At 67.9% G+C, this 17,436-nt stretch carries 15 protein-coding genes and 1 tRNA gene; 8 read left to right on the plus strand and 8 right to left on the minus strand.

Annotated features, from left to right (window positions below; all coding sequences use genetic code 11):
* Positions 1-413: 413 nt before the first annotated feature.
* Positions 414-488, minus strand: a tRNA-Gly gene (locus CA237_RS07090).
* Between the two features lie 161 nt (positions 489-649).
* On the opposite strand from CA237_RS07090, the gene CA237_RS07095 reads away from it, so the two are divergent.
* Genes CA237_RS07095 through CA237_RS07115 form a run of 5 tightly spaced genes read left to right on the plus strand, consistent with a single transcriptional unit; the run spans position 650 to position 3,220 of the window.
* Positions 650-1,543: a tetratricopeptide repeat protein gene (locus tag CA237_RS07095; protein WP_066690912.1), complete on the plus strand. Its 894-nt coding sequence runs from the start codon at positions 650-652 to the stop codon at positions 1,541-1,543.
* A complete protein-coding gene (locus tag CA237_RS07100; RefSeq protein ID WP_066690753.1) occupies positions 1,540-2,157 on the plus strand; it encodes an LON peptidase substrate-binding domain-containing protein in 618 nt (205 codons plus the stop codon). The genes CA237_RS07095 and CA237_RS07100 overlap by 4 nt, the downstream gene beginning before the upstream one ends.
* Entirely contained in the window at positions 2,154-2,339 is a 186-nt protein-coding gene (locus tag CA237_RS07105; RefSeq protein ID WP_066690743.1) for a Trm112 family protein, read from the plus strand. Before CA237_RS07100 ends, CA237_RS07105 begins: the two co-directional genes overlap by 4 nt.
* The gene (locus CA237_RS07110) at positions 2,336-2,743 is read left to right on the plus strand and encodes a hypothetical protein (RefSeq protein WP_066690740.1); all 408 of its coding nucleotides are present in this window, start codon (positions 2,336-2,338) and stop codon (positions 2,741-2,743) included. Before CA237_RS07105 ends, CA237_RS07110 begins: the two co-directional genes overlap by 4 nt.
* A 9-nt stretch (positions 2,744-2,752) precedes the next feature.
* Positions 2,753-3,220, plus strand: coding sequence for an NUDIX domain-containing protein (locus tag CA237_RS07115; protein WP_066690737.1), 468 nt, complete (start codon positions 2,753-2,755; stop codon positions 3,218-3,220).
* 10 nt (positions 3,221-3,230) lie between these two features.
* Here the strand turns inward: CA237_RS07115 and CA237_RS07120 are convergent, their stop codons facing one another.
* Positions 3,231-3,734 carry a hypothetical protein gene (locus CA237_RS07120; protein WP_198158555.1) on the minus strand — a complete coding sequence of 168 codons (504 nt, stop codon included), beginning with the start codon at positions 3,732-3,734 and terminating at the stop codon, positions 3,231-3,233.
* Entirely contained in the window at positions 3,731-4,948 is a 1,218-nt protein-coding gene (locus CA237_RS07125) for a UbiH/UbiF/VisC/COQ6 family ubiquinone biosynthesis hydroxylase (RefSeq protein ID WP_066690726.1), read from the minus strand. The genes CA237_RS07120 and CA237_RS07125 overlap by 4 nt, the downstream gene beginning before the upstream one ends.
* Positions 4,949-5,080: 132 nt before the next feature.
* Between CA237_RS07125 and CA237_RS07130 the strand changes: the two genes are divergently transcribed.
* The 3 genes from CA237_RS07130 to hrpB all read left to right on the plus strand — a co-directional run bounded on the left by CA237_RS07130 (position 5,081) and on the right by hrpB (position 11,175).
* The gene (locus CA237_RS07130) at positions 5,081-7,444 is read left to right on the plus strand and encodes a DNA translocase FtsK (protein WP_126013488.1); all 2,364 of its coding nucleotides are present in this window, start codon (positions 5,081-5,083) and stop codon (positions 7,442-7,444) included.
* 368 nt (positions 7,445-7,812) lie between these two features.
* Entirely contained in the window at positions 7,813-8,607 is a 795-nt protein-coding gene (locus CA237_RS07135; RefSeq protein ID WP_126013491.1) for an aldo/keto reductase, read from the plus strand.
* Positions 8,608-8,751: 144 nt separating this feature from the next.
* Positions 8,752-11,175 carry an ATP-dependent helicase HrpB gene (gene hrpB / locus CA237_RS07140; protein WP_126013494.1) on the plus strand — a complete coding sequence of 808 codons (2,424 nt, stop codon included), beginning with the start codon at positions 8,752-8,754 and terminating at the stop codon, positions 11,173-11,175.
* A 154-nt stretch (positions 11,176-11,329) separates the two neighbouring features.
* On the opposite strand, the gene zapE is transcribed toward hrpB, so the two are convergent.
* The 5 genes from zapE to CA237_RS07165 all read right to left on the minus strand — a co-directional run bounded on the left by zapE (position 11,330) and on the right by CA237_RS07165 (position 17,349).
* Complete coding sequence (zapE, locus tag CA237_RS07145; RefSeq protein WP_126013497.1) at positions 11,330-12,433, minus strand: cell division protein ZapE; 1,104 nt, start codon at positions 12,431-12,433, stop codon at positions 11,330-11,332.
* A 176-nt stretch (positions 12,434-12,609) separates the two neighbouring features.
* Positions 12,610-13,389 (minus strand): succinate dehydrogenase iron-sulfur subunit, encoded by a 780-nt coding sequence (locus CA237_RS07150; protein WP_126013500.1) that lies wholly within the window; start codon positions 13,387-13,389, stop codon positions 12,610-12,612.
* Between the two features lie 260 nt (positions 13,390-13,649).
* Positions 13,650-15,869 carry a xanthine dehydrogenase family protein molybdopterin-binding subunit gene (locus tag CA237_RS07155; RefSeq protein WP_126013503.1) on the minus strand — a complete coding sequence of 740 codons (2,220 nt, stop codon included), beginning with the start codon at positions 15,867-15,869 and terminating at the stop codon, positions 13,650-13,652.
* Complete coding sequence (locus CA237_RS07160; RefSeq protein ID WP_126013506.1) at positions 15,866-16,843, minus strand: xanthine dehydrogenase family protein subunit M; 978 nt, start codon at positions 16,841-16,843, stop codon at positions 15,866-15,868. The genes CA237_RS07155 and CA237_RS07160 overlap by 4 nt, the downstream gene beginning before the upstream one ends.
* On the minus strand, positions 16,840-17,349 hold the full coding sequence (locus CA237_RS07165; RefSeq protein WP_084401588.1) for a 2Fe-2S iron-sulfur cluster-binding protein: 510 nt from the start codon (positions 17,347-17,349) through the stop codon (positions 16,840-16,842). Before CA237_RS07165 ends, CA237_RS07160 begins: the two co-directional genes overlap by 4 nt.
* Positions 17,350-17,436 lie beyond the last annotated feature (87 nt).

Below are 17,436 nucleotides of genomic sequence, written 5' to 3' on the forward strand. Positions count from 1 at the left end.
CGCTGCCCTGCCACCATCGTCACCCCGGACTTGATCCGGGGTCACGCTTCTCCTTTTTCGCACGGCCGGGGAAGCTCGACCCCGGATTACGTCCGGGGTGGCCGAAATAGGATGCGTGCCGGCTGGCTGATTCGCGCCGGAGGGTTGGTTCCCAGGCTTGGACTGCGCGGAATCACATTTGATTCGCTACCACTCGCAAACAATTTCGATGGATCGATTTCGGGCAGCGAATGGATGGCTGGCGCGTCCGCGATCAGAAATCGAGCAGGACGTGCCTCACCGCATTGTCAGCGGAGTTATGCGCAACGATCGGGGGCGCGACATGGCAAAGCCATGTCGTCGGTCGCCGCAGTCGGCGCCGGCCATGTCGTCTCCGAGAAGCTGAAATAGCCTCACTATTTCAGCGAGACGACTGGAGCGGGCGAAGGGATTCGAACCCTCGACCCCAACCTTGGCAAGGTTGTGCTCTACCCCTGAGCTACGCCCGCTCTGGCGTTCCGAACCGGCGGACCGGCTGGGGTGAGGCGGGCTATTAGACGGGGGTTTCGGGTCGCGCAACCCCTAAATGAACTCTTTTCTGTTTTGCCTGTGATGCCCACATAGGGGCGGCTGTCACAGGATAAGGAATCGACGCTTGGCCACGCTAGGACTGACCGCCCCGGAAAAGGATGCCGTGGAAGCGTTCCGCCGCGACGTCGTCGAACCATCGATGACCAGCCTCGTCATCATCGATTTCTGGGCGGAATGGTGCGGGCCGTGCAAGGCGCTGACCCCGATCCTCGAAAAGGTGGCGGAGGCCTATGCCGACAAGGGCGTGGTGCTGGCCAAGATCGACACCGACAAGAATCAGTTCATCGCCTCGCAATTCCAGATCCGGTCGATCCCGACCGTCTATGCGATGTTCCAGGGGCAGCTGGTCGCCGACCTGACCTCTGCCCGCACCGAAAGCCAGCTCAAGCAGATGCTCGACCAGCTGCTGCGCCAGCTGCCGGTGCAGCCGGGTGCAGCGGCCGGGCCGGATATCGAACCGCTGATCGCGATGGGCGATGCGGCGCTGGGCGAGGGCGACGGGGCGCGCGCGCTGTCGATCTTCGACCAGATTGCCGAAATGGTGCCGGAGAACGCCGCCGTCGCCGCTGGCCGGGTCCGGGCGCTGATGGCGCTGGGCGAGCATGACGCGGCGCAGGCGGCGCTGGACGCGCTGTCCGACGATGCCGCGAAGCAGCCGGGCATCGAACAGGTCCGCGCCGCGCTGGCGCTCGCCCGCGATGCGCAGCCGGTCGACGATCTCGCCGCGCTGAAGGCCGAGGTGGAGGCGAACCCGGACGATCACGATGCGCGCTTCCGGCTGGCCGGCGGGCAGATGGCGGCGGGCGACCGCAACGGTGCCGCCGAATCGCTGCTGAAGATCGTCGCCGCCGACCGGGCGTGGAACGACGATGCCGCGCGGCAGCAGCTGCTCAAGCTGTTCGAGGCGGTCGGGCTGGAGGACCCGTGGGTGTCGCAGCAGCGGCGCAAGCTCTCGGCGATCCTGTTCGGATGAGCGGCCGCGTCTCCGTCTTCCCGCTGGCGGGGGCGCTGCTGTTTCCGAACATGCATTTGCCGCTGCACATCTTCGAGCCGCGCTACCGGGCAATGGTGTCGGACGCGCTGGCGCGCGACCGGCGCATCGGCATGATCCAGCCGCGCCCGGTCGGCGGCGACACGGACAGGCCGCCGCTGTTCGATATCGGCTGCATCGGGCAGATCGTCGATGTCGAGGCGCATGCCGATGGCCGTTACGACATCGTGCTGCGCGGGCTGTCGCGTTTCCGCGTGGTGCGCGAACTCGACGTGACCACCGCGTTTCGACAGGTGGAGGCGGAGGTGCTGCCGGTGATCGGCGATACCACGCTGGGGCTGGCCGAGCGTGCGTCGCTGGAAATCGAATCGCGGCGCTTCGCCGACCGGCTGGGCTATGCGGTCGACTGGGAATCGGTCGGGCGGCTGGACGACGAAAGCCTGGTCAACGGCATCGCGCAGATCGCACCGTTCGACGTGGCGGCGAAACAGGCGTTGCTCGAAGTCGACGAACTGTCGGCGCGGGCGGAACTGATCGTGCAACTCATGCAATTCTTCGGTCGGCATGGCGATGACGAAGAGGCGACGCTGCAATGACGCAAACGCAGGAAAAGGCGATCGACCCGTGGCTGTTGTCGATCCTGGTCTGTCCGGTGACGCGCACGCCGCTGACGCATGATGCGCAGGCGGGCGAACTGGTCTCCGATGCCGCCGGCCTCGCCTTTCCGATTCGCGACGGCGTGCCGGTGCTGCTGGTCGAAGCGGCACGGCCGCTGTGAGCCGCGACCTGACGGGCAAGTGGAGCGGTATCTTCAACTATCCGCACACCAACCCGCCGACGGCGTTCGAGGCCGATATCGCCGATCTGGGCGGGTCGATCGTCGGCACGATCCATGAACCCGACCTGCATTCGGTGCCCCCCGGCGCGCTGATCGCTGCGGCGATCGACGGGCACCGCGACGGGGCCAGCGTGCGCTTTAGCAAATTCTACGACGATCGCGGGACGGAGGGCTATGGCGACATGGTCGTCTATGCCGGCGTGCTGAGCGACGATGGCTGCGAGATCAGCGGGCGGTGGGACATACCCGGCGTCTGGTCGGGCAGCTTCCTGATGATCCGCCCCGCGACCGAGCCGGTGGCGGTGGAGGAGACGGCCGAGGCGACCCGCGACGGGTCGGCTTGAGGGCAGGGCATGGCGCTGCTGCATCGCTTGCTGGGGCGCGCGGCGCGGATCGTCTGGCGAGTCACCCGGCCCCGGACGATCGGGGTGCGTGCGGTGCTGCTCGATCCCGCCGGTGCCCGGGTCGCACTGGTGCGGCATACTTATATCGACGGCTGGTATCTGCCCGGCGGCGGCGTGAAGAAGGGGGAGGGCGTCACCCAAGCGCTGCACCGCGAACTGGCGGAGGAGGTGGCGGTCACCGGTGCGACGGTCGAGCGGGTGCTGGGCGTCTATCACAACCGGCGTGAGGGCAAGGACGATCATGTCGTCGTCTATGTCGCGCGGGCGGGGAGCGACGCGCTGCACGGCGCGGATGCGCTGGAAGTCGCCGAAGTCGGGTGGTTCGCGCTCGACGCGCTGCCCGAAAGCACGACGCCGGCGACGCGGCGGCGGATTGGGGAGTTTCGGGACGGTGCGACCGGCAGCGGTGCATGGTAGCGGGGGACCGCTACCCCCGGATCGCGAGGACCAGCGCGGCGAGCAGCGCCAGCACGGTCGGGTAGAAGGTCAACGCGAAGCCGAAGGCGCGGGCGGCGGCTCCCCTACGATACCCGGCCCAGAAGCCTGCGCGCCCGACCGAAAAGCACAAGGCCAGCACCGCGATCGGCACGGCCGACCGATCGGTGGCGAGCGTCAATGCGGCATAGGCGATCGCCGCCAACACCGACTGTTCCAGCGTGTTCTGCGCGATGGCGCGACCATGGGCCACCGCGGGATCGGCATCGCCGCCGTCTATCGACAGGGTTGAAAGGAACCGGATGCGCGCGACGTTGCCGATCGCCGCGACACTCCACAGTCCGACAACGGCGAGGGTGACCGCCAATATTCGCAAGCGGTCCGCCAGGACATGGCCCGGATCGAACCGGAACGCCGCCAGCAGCGCGACGATGCCGACCCCCGCTGCACCCGCCATCCCGCGCGCGACCCCGCGCTGGACGGCGGACAGGGTCACGCGGGGATGCCCTGCAACAGCTTGGGCAGCTTGCCCGTCTCGCCGCGCGCTTCGGCCATGAACGCGGCTTTCAGCGGCGGGATCGAATCGACCGCCGACAGGCCGAAGCGCCGCACCGCACTCGCCGTCTTGCCGGGAATGCCGAACAGGCGGGTCAGCCCGTCGGTCGCCAGCGCCACCGCGAAGGTGTCCAGCCCGCGCCACCGTTGGTAGCGCTCCAGCAGATAGGGATCGCCGAGGTCCAGCCCGGTGCGCTTGCCCTCGACCAGCACCTCGGTCAGCGCCGCCACGTCGCGCAGGCCGAGGTTCAGCCCCTGTCCGGCAATCGGATGGATGCCATGCGCGGCGTCACCGACCAGCACCAGCCGGTCGGCGGTGATCCTGGCGGCATGGTGGAAGCCCAGGGGATAGCTCGACCGTGCCGACAGGTTCGACAGCTGGCCCAGGAACCCGCCCATCTTCTTCGATGCTTCGGCAAGGAAGGCGCGGTCGGACAGCTTCAGCATTGCCGGCCGATCCTTCGCATCGACCGTCCACACGATCGCCGAGCGATGGCCGTGCGCATCATCCTTCAGCGGCAGGATCGCGAACGGGCCGGCGGGGTAGAAGATCTCGTACGCGATATTCTCGTGCGGCACTTCGTGACCCAGCGTCGTGATGATCGCGGCATGGTCGTAGCTCCAGCGCGCGACGCGGATGCCCGCCGCCTCGCGCGTCGGCGAATTGCGGCCTTCGGCGGCGATCAGCAGCGGCGCGGTGAGCGTATCGCCGCCGGCGGTCGTCACCGTCACGCCATGCGCTTCGCGTCGGACGTCGATCGCGCGATCCTTGTACCGCAGGTCGACATGGGGCGACGCGACGGCGGCGTCGTAGATCGCCTGCCGCAACCGCTTGTTTTCGTACATCACGCCGACCGGATCGTCGGCGGCGTCGGGGATGAAATCGAGCTTGCCCGGTGCCAGCCCGTCGGTCGCGCGAATCGCCGCGATCGGGCAGCCTTCGTCGCCCAGCCCCGGCGCGATGCCGATCGCTTCGAACATGCGGTGCGTCGCGCTGGCGATGGCGGAGGCACGCCCGTCGAAGCCCGGCGCCAGCGTCACCGCCGGATCGGCCGGATCGAGGATGATCGAGGTCAGCCCGTGGACGCCCAGCGCCACGCCCAGCGTGCTGCCGACCAGCCCGCCGCCCAGGATGATGACGTCCGCCTGTGCCATGAAACCCGTCCCATCCGTAAAGTCGTTTCGTCCGAGTGGACTTAGGGTCTGGCGCGGCGCACCGCAACGCCGCCTTGACGGCGTGGCCCCGCGCGGCGCACATCGGGGCAGTATCGAACAAGGGTGGAACGAATGGCGACCAACGCGCAGCCGATGTTGTGGCGCGACGCGATGAAGGCGGGTGCGAAGCGCAGCGGGGCGATGATCGGCGCGACGTTGCTGTTCGTCGCCATGATCGTGATCGCCATCGCGCTTGCCAGCTATTCACCCGCCGACCCCTCGTTCAGCACGGCGGCGGGCGGGCCGGTCGCGAACAAGCTGGGGTCGGGCGGCGCGATGCTGGCCGACCTGCTGCTCACCCTGTTCGGCGTGCCCGTAGCGATGCTGCTGCCGCTAGGGCTGATCGTCAGCGTCCGGCTGTGGCGCGATGTGCCGGTGGGACCATGGCCGCGCATGGTGCGCGACTGCCTGATCGGCGTGCTCGCCATGGGCACCACGCTGGCGTTCGTGTCGGGCGAGGCGATCCTGTCGCTGCCCGCCGGCTATGGCGGGGTGATCGGATGGAGCATCGCGCAGGCGGTGCAGGGCCTGATCCACCTGATCGGCGTGCCGGTGGCGGAGCTGTGGACGATCCGCGTCGTGGCGCTGGCGACCGGGCTGTTCGGCGTGTGGCGCTGGGCCAAGGGGCTGACGATCGAGATTCCCGACGGCACCTTCCGCATGCCGAAGTTCGAACGCCGCGCTCGGGTCGGCGCGGACGAGGGCGACGTGCTGGTCGAGGACGACGACCTGCCGTTCGACCCGGCGCCCCGCGCGCCGCTGCTCGCCGATGACGAGGAGGACGACGACGTTCCCGCCCGGCCGCAGCCGCGCCGCGTCGCGCAGGCAGACGACCGCGCCCCGCCGGTCATCGCCGAGCGTGCGGCCTCGCCCGCACTCGCCAGCGCGCCGAAGCCCGCCAGCAGCGAGGGCCGCGACAATTTCGCGCTGCCGTCGATCGACCTGCTCGCCCCCCCGCCCGAATCGACCGGCCCCGCGATCGACAAGGCGGCGCTGGAGCGCAATTCGCGCCTGCTCGAAAGCGTGCTCGACGACTTCAACGTGAAGGGGCAGGTGGTGAAGGTCGCGCCCGGCCCGGTCGTGACCATGTACGAACTGGAGCCGGAACCGGGCATCCGCGCCAGCCGCGTGATCCAGCTGGCCGACGATATCGCGCGCAACATGTCGGCGATCTCCGCCCGCGTCGCGACGATTCCCGGCCGCACCGTGATCGGCATCGAACTGCCCAACCAGCGGCGCGAAATGGTGTCGTTGCGCGAACTGATCGCCAGCCAGGCGTTCGCCGACCAGAATGCGCAGCTCCCCATCGTGCTGGGCAAGAATATCGCCGGCGATCCGGTCGTCGCCGATTTGGCCCCCATGCCGCATCTGCTGGTCGCCGGTACGACCGGCTCGGGCAAGTCGGTCGGGCTGAACTGCATGATCCTGTCGCTGCTCTACCGGCTGACCCCGGACCAGTGCCGCATGATCATGATCGACCCGAAGATGCTGGAACTCAGCATGTATCGCGGCATCCCGCACCTCCTCGCCGATGTCGTCACTGACCCGCCCAAGGCGGTCCGCGCGCTGAAATGGGCGGTCGAGCAGATGGAGGACCGCTATCGCATGATGGCGTCGATCAACGTCCGCAGCCTCGCCAGCTTCAACGACAAGGTCCGCGCCTCGCTGGCCAAGGGGCAGAAGCTCGGCCGCAAGGTGCAGACCGGCTATGACGCCGACACCGGCACGCCGATCTATGAGGAAGAGACGCTCGACCTGACGCCGCTGCCGCAGATCGTGGTGATCGTCGACGAGTTGGCCGACCTGATGATGACCGCGGGCAAGGAAGTCGAGTTCCTGATCCAGCGCCTCGCGCAAAAGGCACGCGCGGCCGGCATCCACCTGATCATGGCGACGCAGCGGCCGTCGGTCGACGTCATCACCGGCGTCATCAAGGCGAACCTGCCGACGCGCATCAGCTTCCACGTCACGTCGAAGATCGATTCGCGCACCATCCTGGGCGAACAGGGTGCCGAGCAGCTGCTCGGGCGCGGCGACATGCTCTACATGCCTGGCGGGAAGGCGCTGGCCCGCGTCCACGGGCCCTTCGTCAGCGATGACGAGGTGCAGGCGGTGTCCGACTTCTGGCGCTCGCAGGGCGCGCCCGACTATATCGACGCGGTGGTCAACGAGCCGGAAGGCGATGCCGGCTTCAGCCTCGACGGTGCGCCGACCGGCGACGATTCGCCGGAGGAACAGACCTTCCGCCAAGCGTGTCAGCTGGTGGCGGAGAGCCAGAAGGCGTCGACCAGCTGGCTCCAGCGCCAGCTGCGCGTCGGGTACAACTCGGCGGCGCGGCTGATCGAGCGGATGGAGAAGGAGGGGCTGGTCTCGCGGCCGGACCATGTCGGCCGGCGCGAGGTACTGATGGACCCGGACGGGCGGCCGACGGGGTAAGTCGGTGCTTCCCCTTCTCCCTTCCGTTTGCTTCGAGCGCAGGTTCGAGCCTGTCGAGAACCGTAGTCGAGAAGGGGTTGCCTCAAACGGGGCGTTCTCGACTGCCGCTTCTCGGCAAGCTCGAAGCTGCTCGAACCTAACGGGGATGGGGTGGGGCGGGGGGGCGGAGTGAAACGCCTCTACCCCAAGTCCATCCATTCGTCCTGAGTAGCCGCTGAGCTTGTCGAAGCGGCGTATCGAAGGAGAGCGACAGGTGCTTCGATACGGGCTTTCGACTTCGCTCAGCCCCTACTCAGCACGAACGGAAAGGGGAACGTATCGCGCCTTCATCCTTTGGCAGCCGAACGCCCCAACTGCACGGACACCCCATGACCGACCTCCCCCTCAACGACGGCCGCACCATCCCCGCGCTCGGCTTCGGCACCTACAAGGTCCCCGCAGAAGACTCTTCCCGCCTGTCGCGTGAAGCGATCGATGCCGGATACCGCCTGATCGACACCGCTGCCTTCTACGGCAACGAAGCCGGCGTCGGCGAAGCGACCGCGAGCAGCGACGTTTTCGTCACCACCAAATTGTGGCGCGACGCCATGGGCTATGACAACGCCCTGAAAGCGTTCGACGCGAGCGCCGCGAAGCTGCCGCGGATCGACCTGTTCCTGATCCACTGGCCGATGCCGTCCGAGGGCCGCTATGTCGACACGTGGAAGGCGCTGGTGCGGCTGCATGAAGAGGGACGCGTGGCGTCGATCGGCGTATCGAACTTTTCGCCCGACCATCTCGACCGGATCGTCGATGCGACCGGCGTGGTACCCGCGCTCAATCAGATCGAACTGCATCCGACCTTCCAGCAACGCGCCGCGCGCGCCGAGCACGAACGGCTGGGCATCGTCACGCAGAGTTGGTCGCCGCTGGGGCAGGGCACGCTGCTGGCCGACCCGACCATCACCGCAATCGCACAGGAGGCGGGAGCGACCCCGGCGCAGGTGATCCTGGCTTGGCATCTCCAGGCCGGGCTGGGCGTGATCCCGAAGGCATCGTCGCGCAAGCGGATCGAAGAGAATCTCGCGGCACGGCAGGTGACGCTGACGCCCGAACAGGTGGCAAAACTCGACGCGATGGATCGCGAGGACGGCCGCTTGGGCCCGAACCCCGACACGCTCTAAGCTCCTCCCCGGCACGGGGGGGGCCATCCGCAGGATGGTGGAGGGGGGTGTCCGCATTACGGGACCGTTGCATTGCGAGGCGCACCCCCCTCTGACGCGAGCGGTCCCCCTCCCCGCAGGCGGGGAGGATTGCTAGAGGAAGCCATGCTCCCCATCCACGCCGTCCTGCCCCGCATCCTCGAGACGCTGCGCGACCGCACCTCCGCCGTCCTCGTCGCCCCGCCGGGTGCGGGCAAGACCACCGCCGTCGCCCCGGCGCTGCTGACCGAACCATGGGCGACCGGCGAAATCCTGCTCCTCTCCCCCCGCCGCATCGCCGCCCGCGCTGCGGCCGAGCGGATGGCCGCAACCGGCGGCGAACCCGTTGGCCAGACCTTCGGCTACGCCACCCGCATGGACAGCAAGCGGTCGGCGGCGACCCGCGTCACGGTGATGACCGAGGGCATCTTCGTCGCCCGTATCCAGGCCGATCCCGAACTGGCCGGCGTATCGGCAGTGCTGTTCGACGAAGTGCACGAACGCAGCCTCGACAGTGATTTCGGCCTCGCCCTCGCGCTCGACGCGCAGGCGGCGCTGCGGCCCGACCTGCGCATCCTCGCCATGTCGGCGACATTGGACGGCGAACGCTTCGCCGCGCTGATGGACGATGCGCCGGTGATCGAGAGCGAGGGGCGGTCCTACCCGCTCGACCTGCGCCATATCGGCCGCAATGCCGAGGCCCGGATCGAGGACTCGGTCGCCGCTGCGATCCGCCGCGCGCTCACCGAAGCGGAAGGCGGCATCCTCGCCTTCCTGCCCGGCGTTGCCGAGATCGAACGCACTGCCGAACGCATCGCCGTGCCTGAGGGCGCGGTGCTGCACCGGCTGCACGGGACGCTGCTGCCGGTCGAACAGCGCGCCGCCATCGCCCCCGATCCGCAAGGCCGGCGCAAGATCGTGCTGGCGACCAGCATTGCCGAAACCTCGCTGACACTGGACGGCATCCGCATCGTCGTCGATTCCGGCCTCGCCCGCCGTCCGCGCTACGACCGGTCGGCGGGCATGACGCGGCTGACCACGGAGCGGGCGAGCCAAGCCGCGGTCACCCAGCGCGCGGGGCGTGCCGCAAGGCAGGGGCCGGGCGTGGCCTATCGCCTGTGGGAGGCTGCCGCCACCGCCGGGCTGCCGCGCTTCGACCCGGCCGAGATATTGGAGGCCGACCTGTCGGCGCTGGTGCTCGAATGCGGCAAATGGGGCGTCACCGATCCGACGACGTTGCGCTGGCTCGACCCCCCGCCGGCGGCGGCGGTCGAGGAGGCGCGCACGCGTCTTGCCACGCTGGACGCGATCGATGCCGATGGCCGCCCGACGCCGCACGGCCTTGCCATCGCCGCGCTGCCGCTCAGCCCGCGCCTCGCCCATATGCTGATCCGCGCGGGCGAGGGCGGCTTTGCGGGCGCGGCGGCGGAGGTCGCGGTGCTGCTGGGCGAGCGGGGGCTGGGCGGCAACGACACCGATCTCGACCAGCGCCGCCGTCGCTGGCGGACCGAGCGCGGGCAGCGGGCCGAAGCGTCGCGCCGTTTGGCCGAGCGCTGGCGCAAGCTGGTCAAGGGCCGCGACGATCCTCCTGCCGATGCCCTGGCGCGCAGCGTCGCGCTAGCCTTTCCCGACCGGATCGCCAGACGGCGCGACGTGTCGGGCGAACGCTGGGCCTCGGTCGGCGGGCGCGGCTTCACGCTGGACGCGGCCGCGCTCGGATCGGCCGAATGGCTGGCGGTCGCGGAGACTCAGGGGCAGGCGGCCGGCGCACGCATCCTGTCGGCGGTGGCGATCGAACAGGCGACCGTCGAGCAACTGTTCGGCGATCGGATCGAGACGCGGCGCAGCGTCACCTTCGACCCCGCGACGCGCGGCGTGGTGGCGCTCCGCGAACGCCGGCTGGGTGCGATCCGGCTGTCGTCGGGTCCCGATGCCGCAGCGTCGCCGGACGAGATCGTCGCGGCACTGACCGAAGGTGCGCGGCGCGACCTTTCACTCTTGCCATGGGAGGGGGCGGATGCTCTTCGCCGCCGTTCGGCCTATGTCGCGGCGATGCTGGGCCAGCCCGATCCGCTCGGCGACGACGCGCTGACGGCTACGATCGACGACTGGCTGCCACCGTTGCTGGCCGGCAAGCGCCGGCTCGACGCGGTGACCGGGCTGCACGACGCGCTGGAGCAACAGGCGGGCTGGGACTGGATGCAACAGGTCCGCCGCCTTGCGCCCGCCCGCTTCGAAAGTCCCGCCGGATCGAGCCACGCGATCGACTATGCCGCCGAAGGGGGGCCGCGCGTCGAACTGCGCGTGCAAGCACTGTTCGGATTGGCGACGCATCCGATGGTCGCGGGCCAGCCGCTGACGCTCAGCCTGACCTCCCCCGCGGGGCGGCCGATCCAGACGACGAAGGATTTGCCGGGCTTCTGGGCGGGATCATGGCGCGACGTGTCGAAGGAAATGCGCGGCCGCTATCCGCGCCATCCCTGGCCCCACGATCCGGCGGCGGCGTCGGCGACGCTGAGGACGAAGAAGGCGGATGCGCGGCGGGGGTGACGTCACCCGCACCACCCCGTTCGGTTCGAGCAGCTTCGAGCCTGTCGAGAAGCAACAGTCGAGAACTGGGTCGTTTGGGGTAACCCCTTCTCGACTTCGATTCTCGACAGGCTCGAACCTGCGCTCGAAGCAGACGGGGAAAGGGTAGGAGCCGCTACCCCTCGCCATGCCCCTTGGCCAGATATTCCTCCGATCGCATCTCCTCCAACCGGCTGATCGTCCGGTCGAATTCGAACCGCCCGTCGCCGGTCGGGTACAGGTCACCCGGTTGTGCGTCCGCCGCCGCCAGCAGCTTCACCCGATATTCGTACAGCGCGTCGATCAGCGTCACGAACCGCGCCGCTTCGTTGCGGTTCTCGGGGCCCAGGACCGGAATGCCGACCAGAATGACGGTGTGAAAGGTCCGCGCCACCTCCAGATAGTCGGGCGCGCCGCGCGCCTCGCCGCACAGCCGCTTGAAGCTGAAGACCGCGACGCCCTTCAGCGCCTTGGGCACATGCAGCGTACGCCCGCCGATATCGAGGTCGCACGACGGGACATGCGCCGCATCCTCGACCGGATAATCGGTCAGGCGGAAGAACGCCGCCGACAGCGCCTCGGTCGCCGCCGGGCCGTTCGGCACCAGCCAGGTATCGACCGCGCCCAGCCGGTCGCGGCGATAATCGGTCGGGCCGTTCAGCGGCAGGACGTCGAGGTTCGATTCGAGCAGATGGATGAACGGCAGGAAGCTGTCGCGCTGCAACCCGTCCTTGTAGAGATCGACCGGCGGCCGGTTCGACGTCGCCACCATCGTCACGCCATGCGTCATCATCTCGGTAAACAGCCGCGAGAGCACCATCGCGTCGGCGGTGTTGTTGATGACCATCTCGTCGAACGCGAGCAGCTTCAGGTCCTTCGCCAGCGCCTCGGCGACCGGCGGCACCGGGTTGCCCGCTTCCTTGGCGCGCTCGGTGGCAAGGCGGGCGTGGACCTCGATCATGAAGGCATGGAAATGGACGCGGCGTTTGGCCGGTTCGGCGACGCAGTCGTAGAACAGGTCCATCAGCATCGACTTGCCGCGCCCGACCCCGCCCCACAGGTAGACGCCGCGCGGGGGAGCGACATCCTTGCCGGTCAGGCGCGCGAACAGGCCGCGCTTGGGCGGATGGTCGATGGCGTCGGCCAGCAACGATAGGCGTTCGGCGGCGGCGCGCTGTTCGGGATCGGGGCGGAGTTCGCCGGCGGCGACGAGGTGGTCGTAGCGGGTGAGGACGGTCATGGCAGGATCATTCCCGGTGAATGACCCCTCCGTTTATCCTGAGTAGCCATTGAGCTTGTCGAAAGGGCGTATCGAAGGATCGTCGCCAACGGTAGCGGTCCTTCGATACGCGTCTTCGACAGGCTCAGCCGCTACTCAGGACGAACGGGTGGTGCGAGCAACACCGCCCGAACGGATCAGATGATCCGCTCGACTTCCATCTTCTTGATCTCGGCGATCGCCTTGGCCGGGTTCAGCCCCTTCGGGCACACGTTCGCGCAGTTCATGATCGTGTGGCAACGATACAGGCGGAACGGATCTTCCAGCTCGTCGAGGCGCTCGCCGGTCATCTCGTCACGGCTGTCGGCCAGCCAGCGATAGGCCTGCAGCAGGATCGCGGGCCCCAGGAACTTGTCGCTGTTCCACCAGTAGCTCGGGCACGAGGTCGAGCAGCACGCGCACAGGATGCATTCGTACAGCCCGTCCAGCTTGCTGCGGTCTTCCGGCGACTGGAGCCGTTCCTTGCCCGCGGGTTCCGGGGTCACGGTCTGCAGCCACGGCTTGATCGACGCGTACTGCGCATAGAAATGCGTGAAGTCCGGCACCAGGTCCTTGATGACGTCCATGTGCGGCAGCGGGGTGATGCGGATATCGCCCTTGATATCCTCGATCGCGGTGGTGCAGGCGAGGCCGTTGCGGCCGTCGATGTTCATCGAACACGACCCGCAAATCCCCTCCCGGCACGACCGGCGGAAGGTAAGCGAGGGGTCCTGCTCCGACTTCATCTTGATGAGCGCGTCGAGCACCATCGGGCCGCATTCGTCCAGATCGATCTCGAAATCGTCGTAGCGCGGATTCTGTCCCGAATCGGGGTCGTAGCGATAGACCTTGAATTTCTTGATCCGGCCCGAGGTCGCCGACTTGTGGGTCGTGCCCTTCTTGACGACGCTGTTCTTGGGCAAACGGAATTCGGCCATGATACTCGCTCGGTTCGGTCAGGGGGTGGCAATTCCACCCGGTCTGCGGGTCAGATACATGACAGGTGGGGATGCCGCAAACGCGAACAAGGGAAAATTGCCCATAGGGGTAGGCTTCTTCCGATCCTCCCCGCTTGCGGGGAGGGGGACCAGCGAAGCTGGTGGAGGGGGCGGGCCGCATACGAAACCGTTGCGTTGCGAGGCGAACCCCCTCCACCATGCTGCGCATGGTCCCCCTCCCCGCGGAGCGGGGAGGAGCTTTAGACCGCCGGCAATCCTTCCAGCAGCTTGTCGAGCGTCGCCGGATAGTCGCGCACCCGCACGCCGGTCGCATTGTAGATCGCGTTCAGCACCGCCGCGCCCGCACCGCCGATGCCCAGTTCGCCGATCCCCTTGGCATGAAGCGGATTTGCATGGGGATCGCGTTCGTCGAGGAAGGCGATGTCCATGTGCGGAATGTCGGCATGCGCCGGCACATGATATTCGGCTAGGTCGTGGTTGACGATACGCCCGTCGCGATCGTCATGGACCAGTTCCTCGGTCAGCGCGGTGCCGATACCGAACACGATGCCGCCGATGCACTGCGACCGCGCGGTCTGCTGGTTCAGGATGCGCCCGGCCTCGAACGTCGAATGCCAGCGCACGACCCGCACCTCGCCGGTGACGGCATGGACCTTCACCTCGCAGAAATGCGCGCCATAGCTCGCCTGCGTCGTTTCCTTTTCCTGTTTGCCCGGTTCGATCGATCCGGTGGCGGTCAGCCCGTCGCCGACCAGATCGCCGATCGGCACCCGGCGGTTGCCGGCGATTGCGTGACCGTCCTTGAGCGTCAGGTCGTCGGCGTCGACGTCCATCGCCTTGGCCAGCTTTTCGCGCAACGCCTGCGCCGCCAGATAGACCGACGACCCGCTGCTGCCGGCACCCCATGATCCGCCCGACCCGGCGCCCGGCGGCGACTTGGTATCGCCCAGATGCACCGCGACCCGCTCGACCGGCAGGCCGAGCAACTCGCCCGCAATCTGGGCGAGGATGGTGTAGGTGCCGGTGCCGATATCGGTCATGTCGGTTTCGACCAGCGCCCGCCCGTCGGGACCGATCGACACCTGCGCTTCGCTCGGTTGCAGCATGTTGGTGCGGGTGGTCGATGCCATGCCCTGCCCGATGAGCCAGTCGCCATCGCGTTTCGCACCGGGCGTCTGGTTGCGCTGATCCCAGCCGAACGCCTTCGCCCCGGCGTCGAGGCAGCGGGTCAGCGACCGGGTGGAAAAGGGCACGTCCTTCTGCGGATCGCGGCTCGGATCGTTGCGGCGACGCAACTCGACCGGATCGATCCCGACCTTTTCCGCCAGCTCGTCCATCGCATTTTCCAGCGCGAGCAGCCCGACCGCTTCGCCCGGCGCGCGCATCGATCCCGACAGGGTCTGGTTCAGCTCGACCAGATCGTGGCTGATGACCCGGTTCTCGCCGCCATAGAGGAATTGCGTCGCCTGTCCGGCCGGCTCGAAATAGCCCTCGCCCGGCAGGTTCGAACACAGCGTCTCGTGCCCGATCCCGGTCAGCCGCCCCTCGGCATCGGCGGCAAGGCGGAAGCGTTGCTGCGTGTTCGACCGGCGCACCGTCGCGTCGAACACCTGCTGGCGGGTCATCACCGTCTTGACCGGCCGCCCGACCGCCTTCGCCGCGATCGCGGTGGCCACCGTATCGGGGGAGATGCCGAGCTTCGACCCGAAACCGCCGCCGATATAGCGCGCGACGATCCGCACCTTCGATTGCCGTTCGCCCAGCGACTTGGCGAGCTGCTGCTTGTCCGACGACGGCATCTGCAGCGACCCGTAGAGCGTCAGCCCGTCCTCGTCCCACAGCGCGATCGATGCATGCGGCTCCATCGCGGCCGAATTTTGCGACGGGGTGCGCCACACATCGTCCACGGTGAACGCTGCGTCCGCCATCGCTTTGTCGAGGTCGCCCTGGCGGTGATAGGGCGGCATCGATCCCGGCGGGGGTTTGATCGCGTCGTCGATATGGTCGTCGAAGGTGAAGACGCCCTCGGTCGGTTCATGGCGGATCGACACCAGCTGCGCCGCGTCGCGCGCCACCTCGAAACTCTCCGCGACGACGATCGCGACCGGCTCGCCGAAATAGGCGACGTCCTTGACGCCCTGCGTCGGCGCCTCGGTCTCGCCGCCCTGCTGCGCGTTGCGGATGAAGGTTTTCAGGTCGACCACGACGTCGATGACGCCCGGCAGGGCCTTGGCCCCTTCGGCATCGATCGACGTGATCGTACCGGCGGCAAAGGGCGCGCGGACGAGGAAGCCGTAAGCGAGGTTCGGAAAGTCATATTCGGCGGAATAGGTCGCCTTGCCCGCGACCTTCAGCGGACCGTCGATCCGTTCGATCCCCTTGCCGATGATCCCCTGCACGCCGCTGTCGAGCAGGCTGGTGTCGACGGGCTTGTCCATGCGCAATGCGTTCTGGGTCATGCGGTCAGCTCCCGCAGCGTCGCGATCAGCGTGCGCCGGGTCAGAGGAATCTTGAAGTCGTTGGAGCCGTAGCCTTTCGCGTCGCGCAGCAGCACGTCGGCAGCTTCGGCGAACAGCGCGTCCGACGGCGCCTGCCCGACCAGCACCCGCTCGACCGCTTCGTCGCGCCACGGCATGGGCCCCAGGCCACCGAAGGCGAGTTGGGCGGAGGTGATCTTGCCGTCCCTGACCGCCACGATTCCGGCGACCGACACCAGGGCAAACGCATAGGACGCCCGGTCGCGCACCTTGCGATAGGTCTGCCTGCCCTCGGGAGCCGGCGGCAGTTCGATATGGGTGATCAACTCGCCCTGCCGCAGCACATTCTCCACGTCCGGCGTGTCGCCGGGCAGGCGGTAGAAATCGCCGATCGCGATTCGCCGTTTTTCGCCATCGCCGCCCAGCGTCACGATCGTCGCGTCGAGCGCGCGCATCGCGACGCCCATGTCGCTGGGATGCGTCGCGATGCAATGCTCGCTGGTGCCCAGCACGGCGAGGATGCGGTTGAAGCCGTCCTTCGCATCGCAACCCGATCCCGGCACCCGCTTGTTGCAGCGCGCCGCCGTCTCGTAGAAATAATAGCAGCGGGTGCGTTGCAGCAGGTTGCCGCCGGTCGATGCCTTGTTGCGCAACTGCCCCGACGCGCCGGCCAGCAGCGCGCGGCTGAGCACTTCGTAGCGGTCGCGAACGATCGGATCGGCCGCCAGGTCGGAATTGGGCACCAGCGCGCCGATGCGGATGCCGCCGCCATCCATCTCCTCGATCCGGTCGAGCGGCAACCGGCTGATATCCACCAGCCGTGCGGGCGTCTCGATCTGCAATTTCATCAGGTCGAGCAGGTTGGTCCCGCCCGCGATGAATTTCGTGTCGCTGATCCCGCCTTCGCGGACCGCGGCTTCGGCGCTGTCCGCCTTGGCATAGTTGAACAACTTCATGCCGCCGTCTCCACCTCGGCATCGGCAACCTCGCGGATCGCATCAACGATGTTGGGATAGGCCGAACAACGGCACAGATTGCCGCTCATCCGCTCGCGGATTTCGTCGTCGGTGAAATCGGGATCGTCGAGGTCCGCGCTGACATGGCTCGGCCAACCCTTCTTTACCTCGTCCAGCATGCCGACCGCCGAACAGATCTGCCCCGGCGTGCAGTATCCGCACTGGAACCCGTCATGCTTGACGAACGCGGCCTGCAGCGGATGCAGGTCCTCGGGCGTGCCCAGCCCCTCGATCGTCACGATGTCGTCATCCTGATGCATCACGGCGAGCGTGAGGCAGGCATTGATGCGGCGGCCGTTCACCAGCACGGTGCACGCCCCGCATTGGCCATGATCGCAGCCCTTCTTGCTGCCGGTGAGCGAGAGATGTTCGCGCAGCAGGTCGAGCAAGGAGGTGCGGATGTCCGCCTCCGCCTGATACGGCTGTCCGTTGATGGTGAATTGCATGAGGGCGCGCTCCGTTGGTCGTCAGGGCTAACGTTCGCCAACCAAAGGGTTTCCTGTTGCGAGAGGGTCGCAGATGTTGGGGTTGGT

Source organism: Sphingomonas sp. ABOLH (assembly GCF_003951715.1).
Classification (GTDB): Bacteria; Pseudomonadota; Alphaproteobacteria; order Sphingomonadales; family Sphingomonadaceae; genus Sphingomonas; species Sphingomonas hankookensis_A.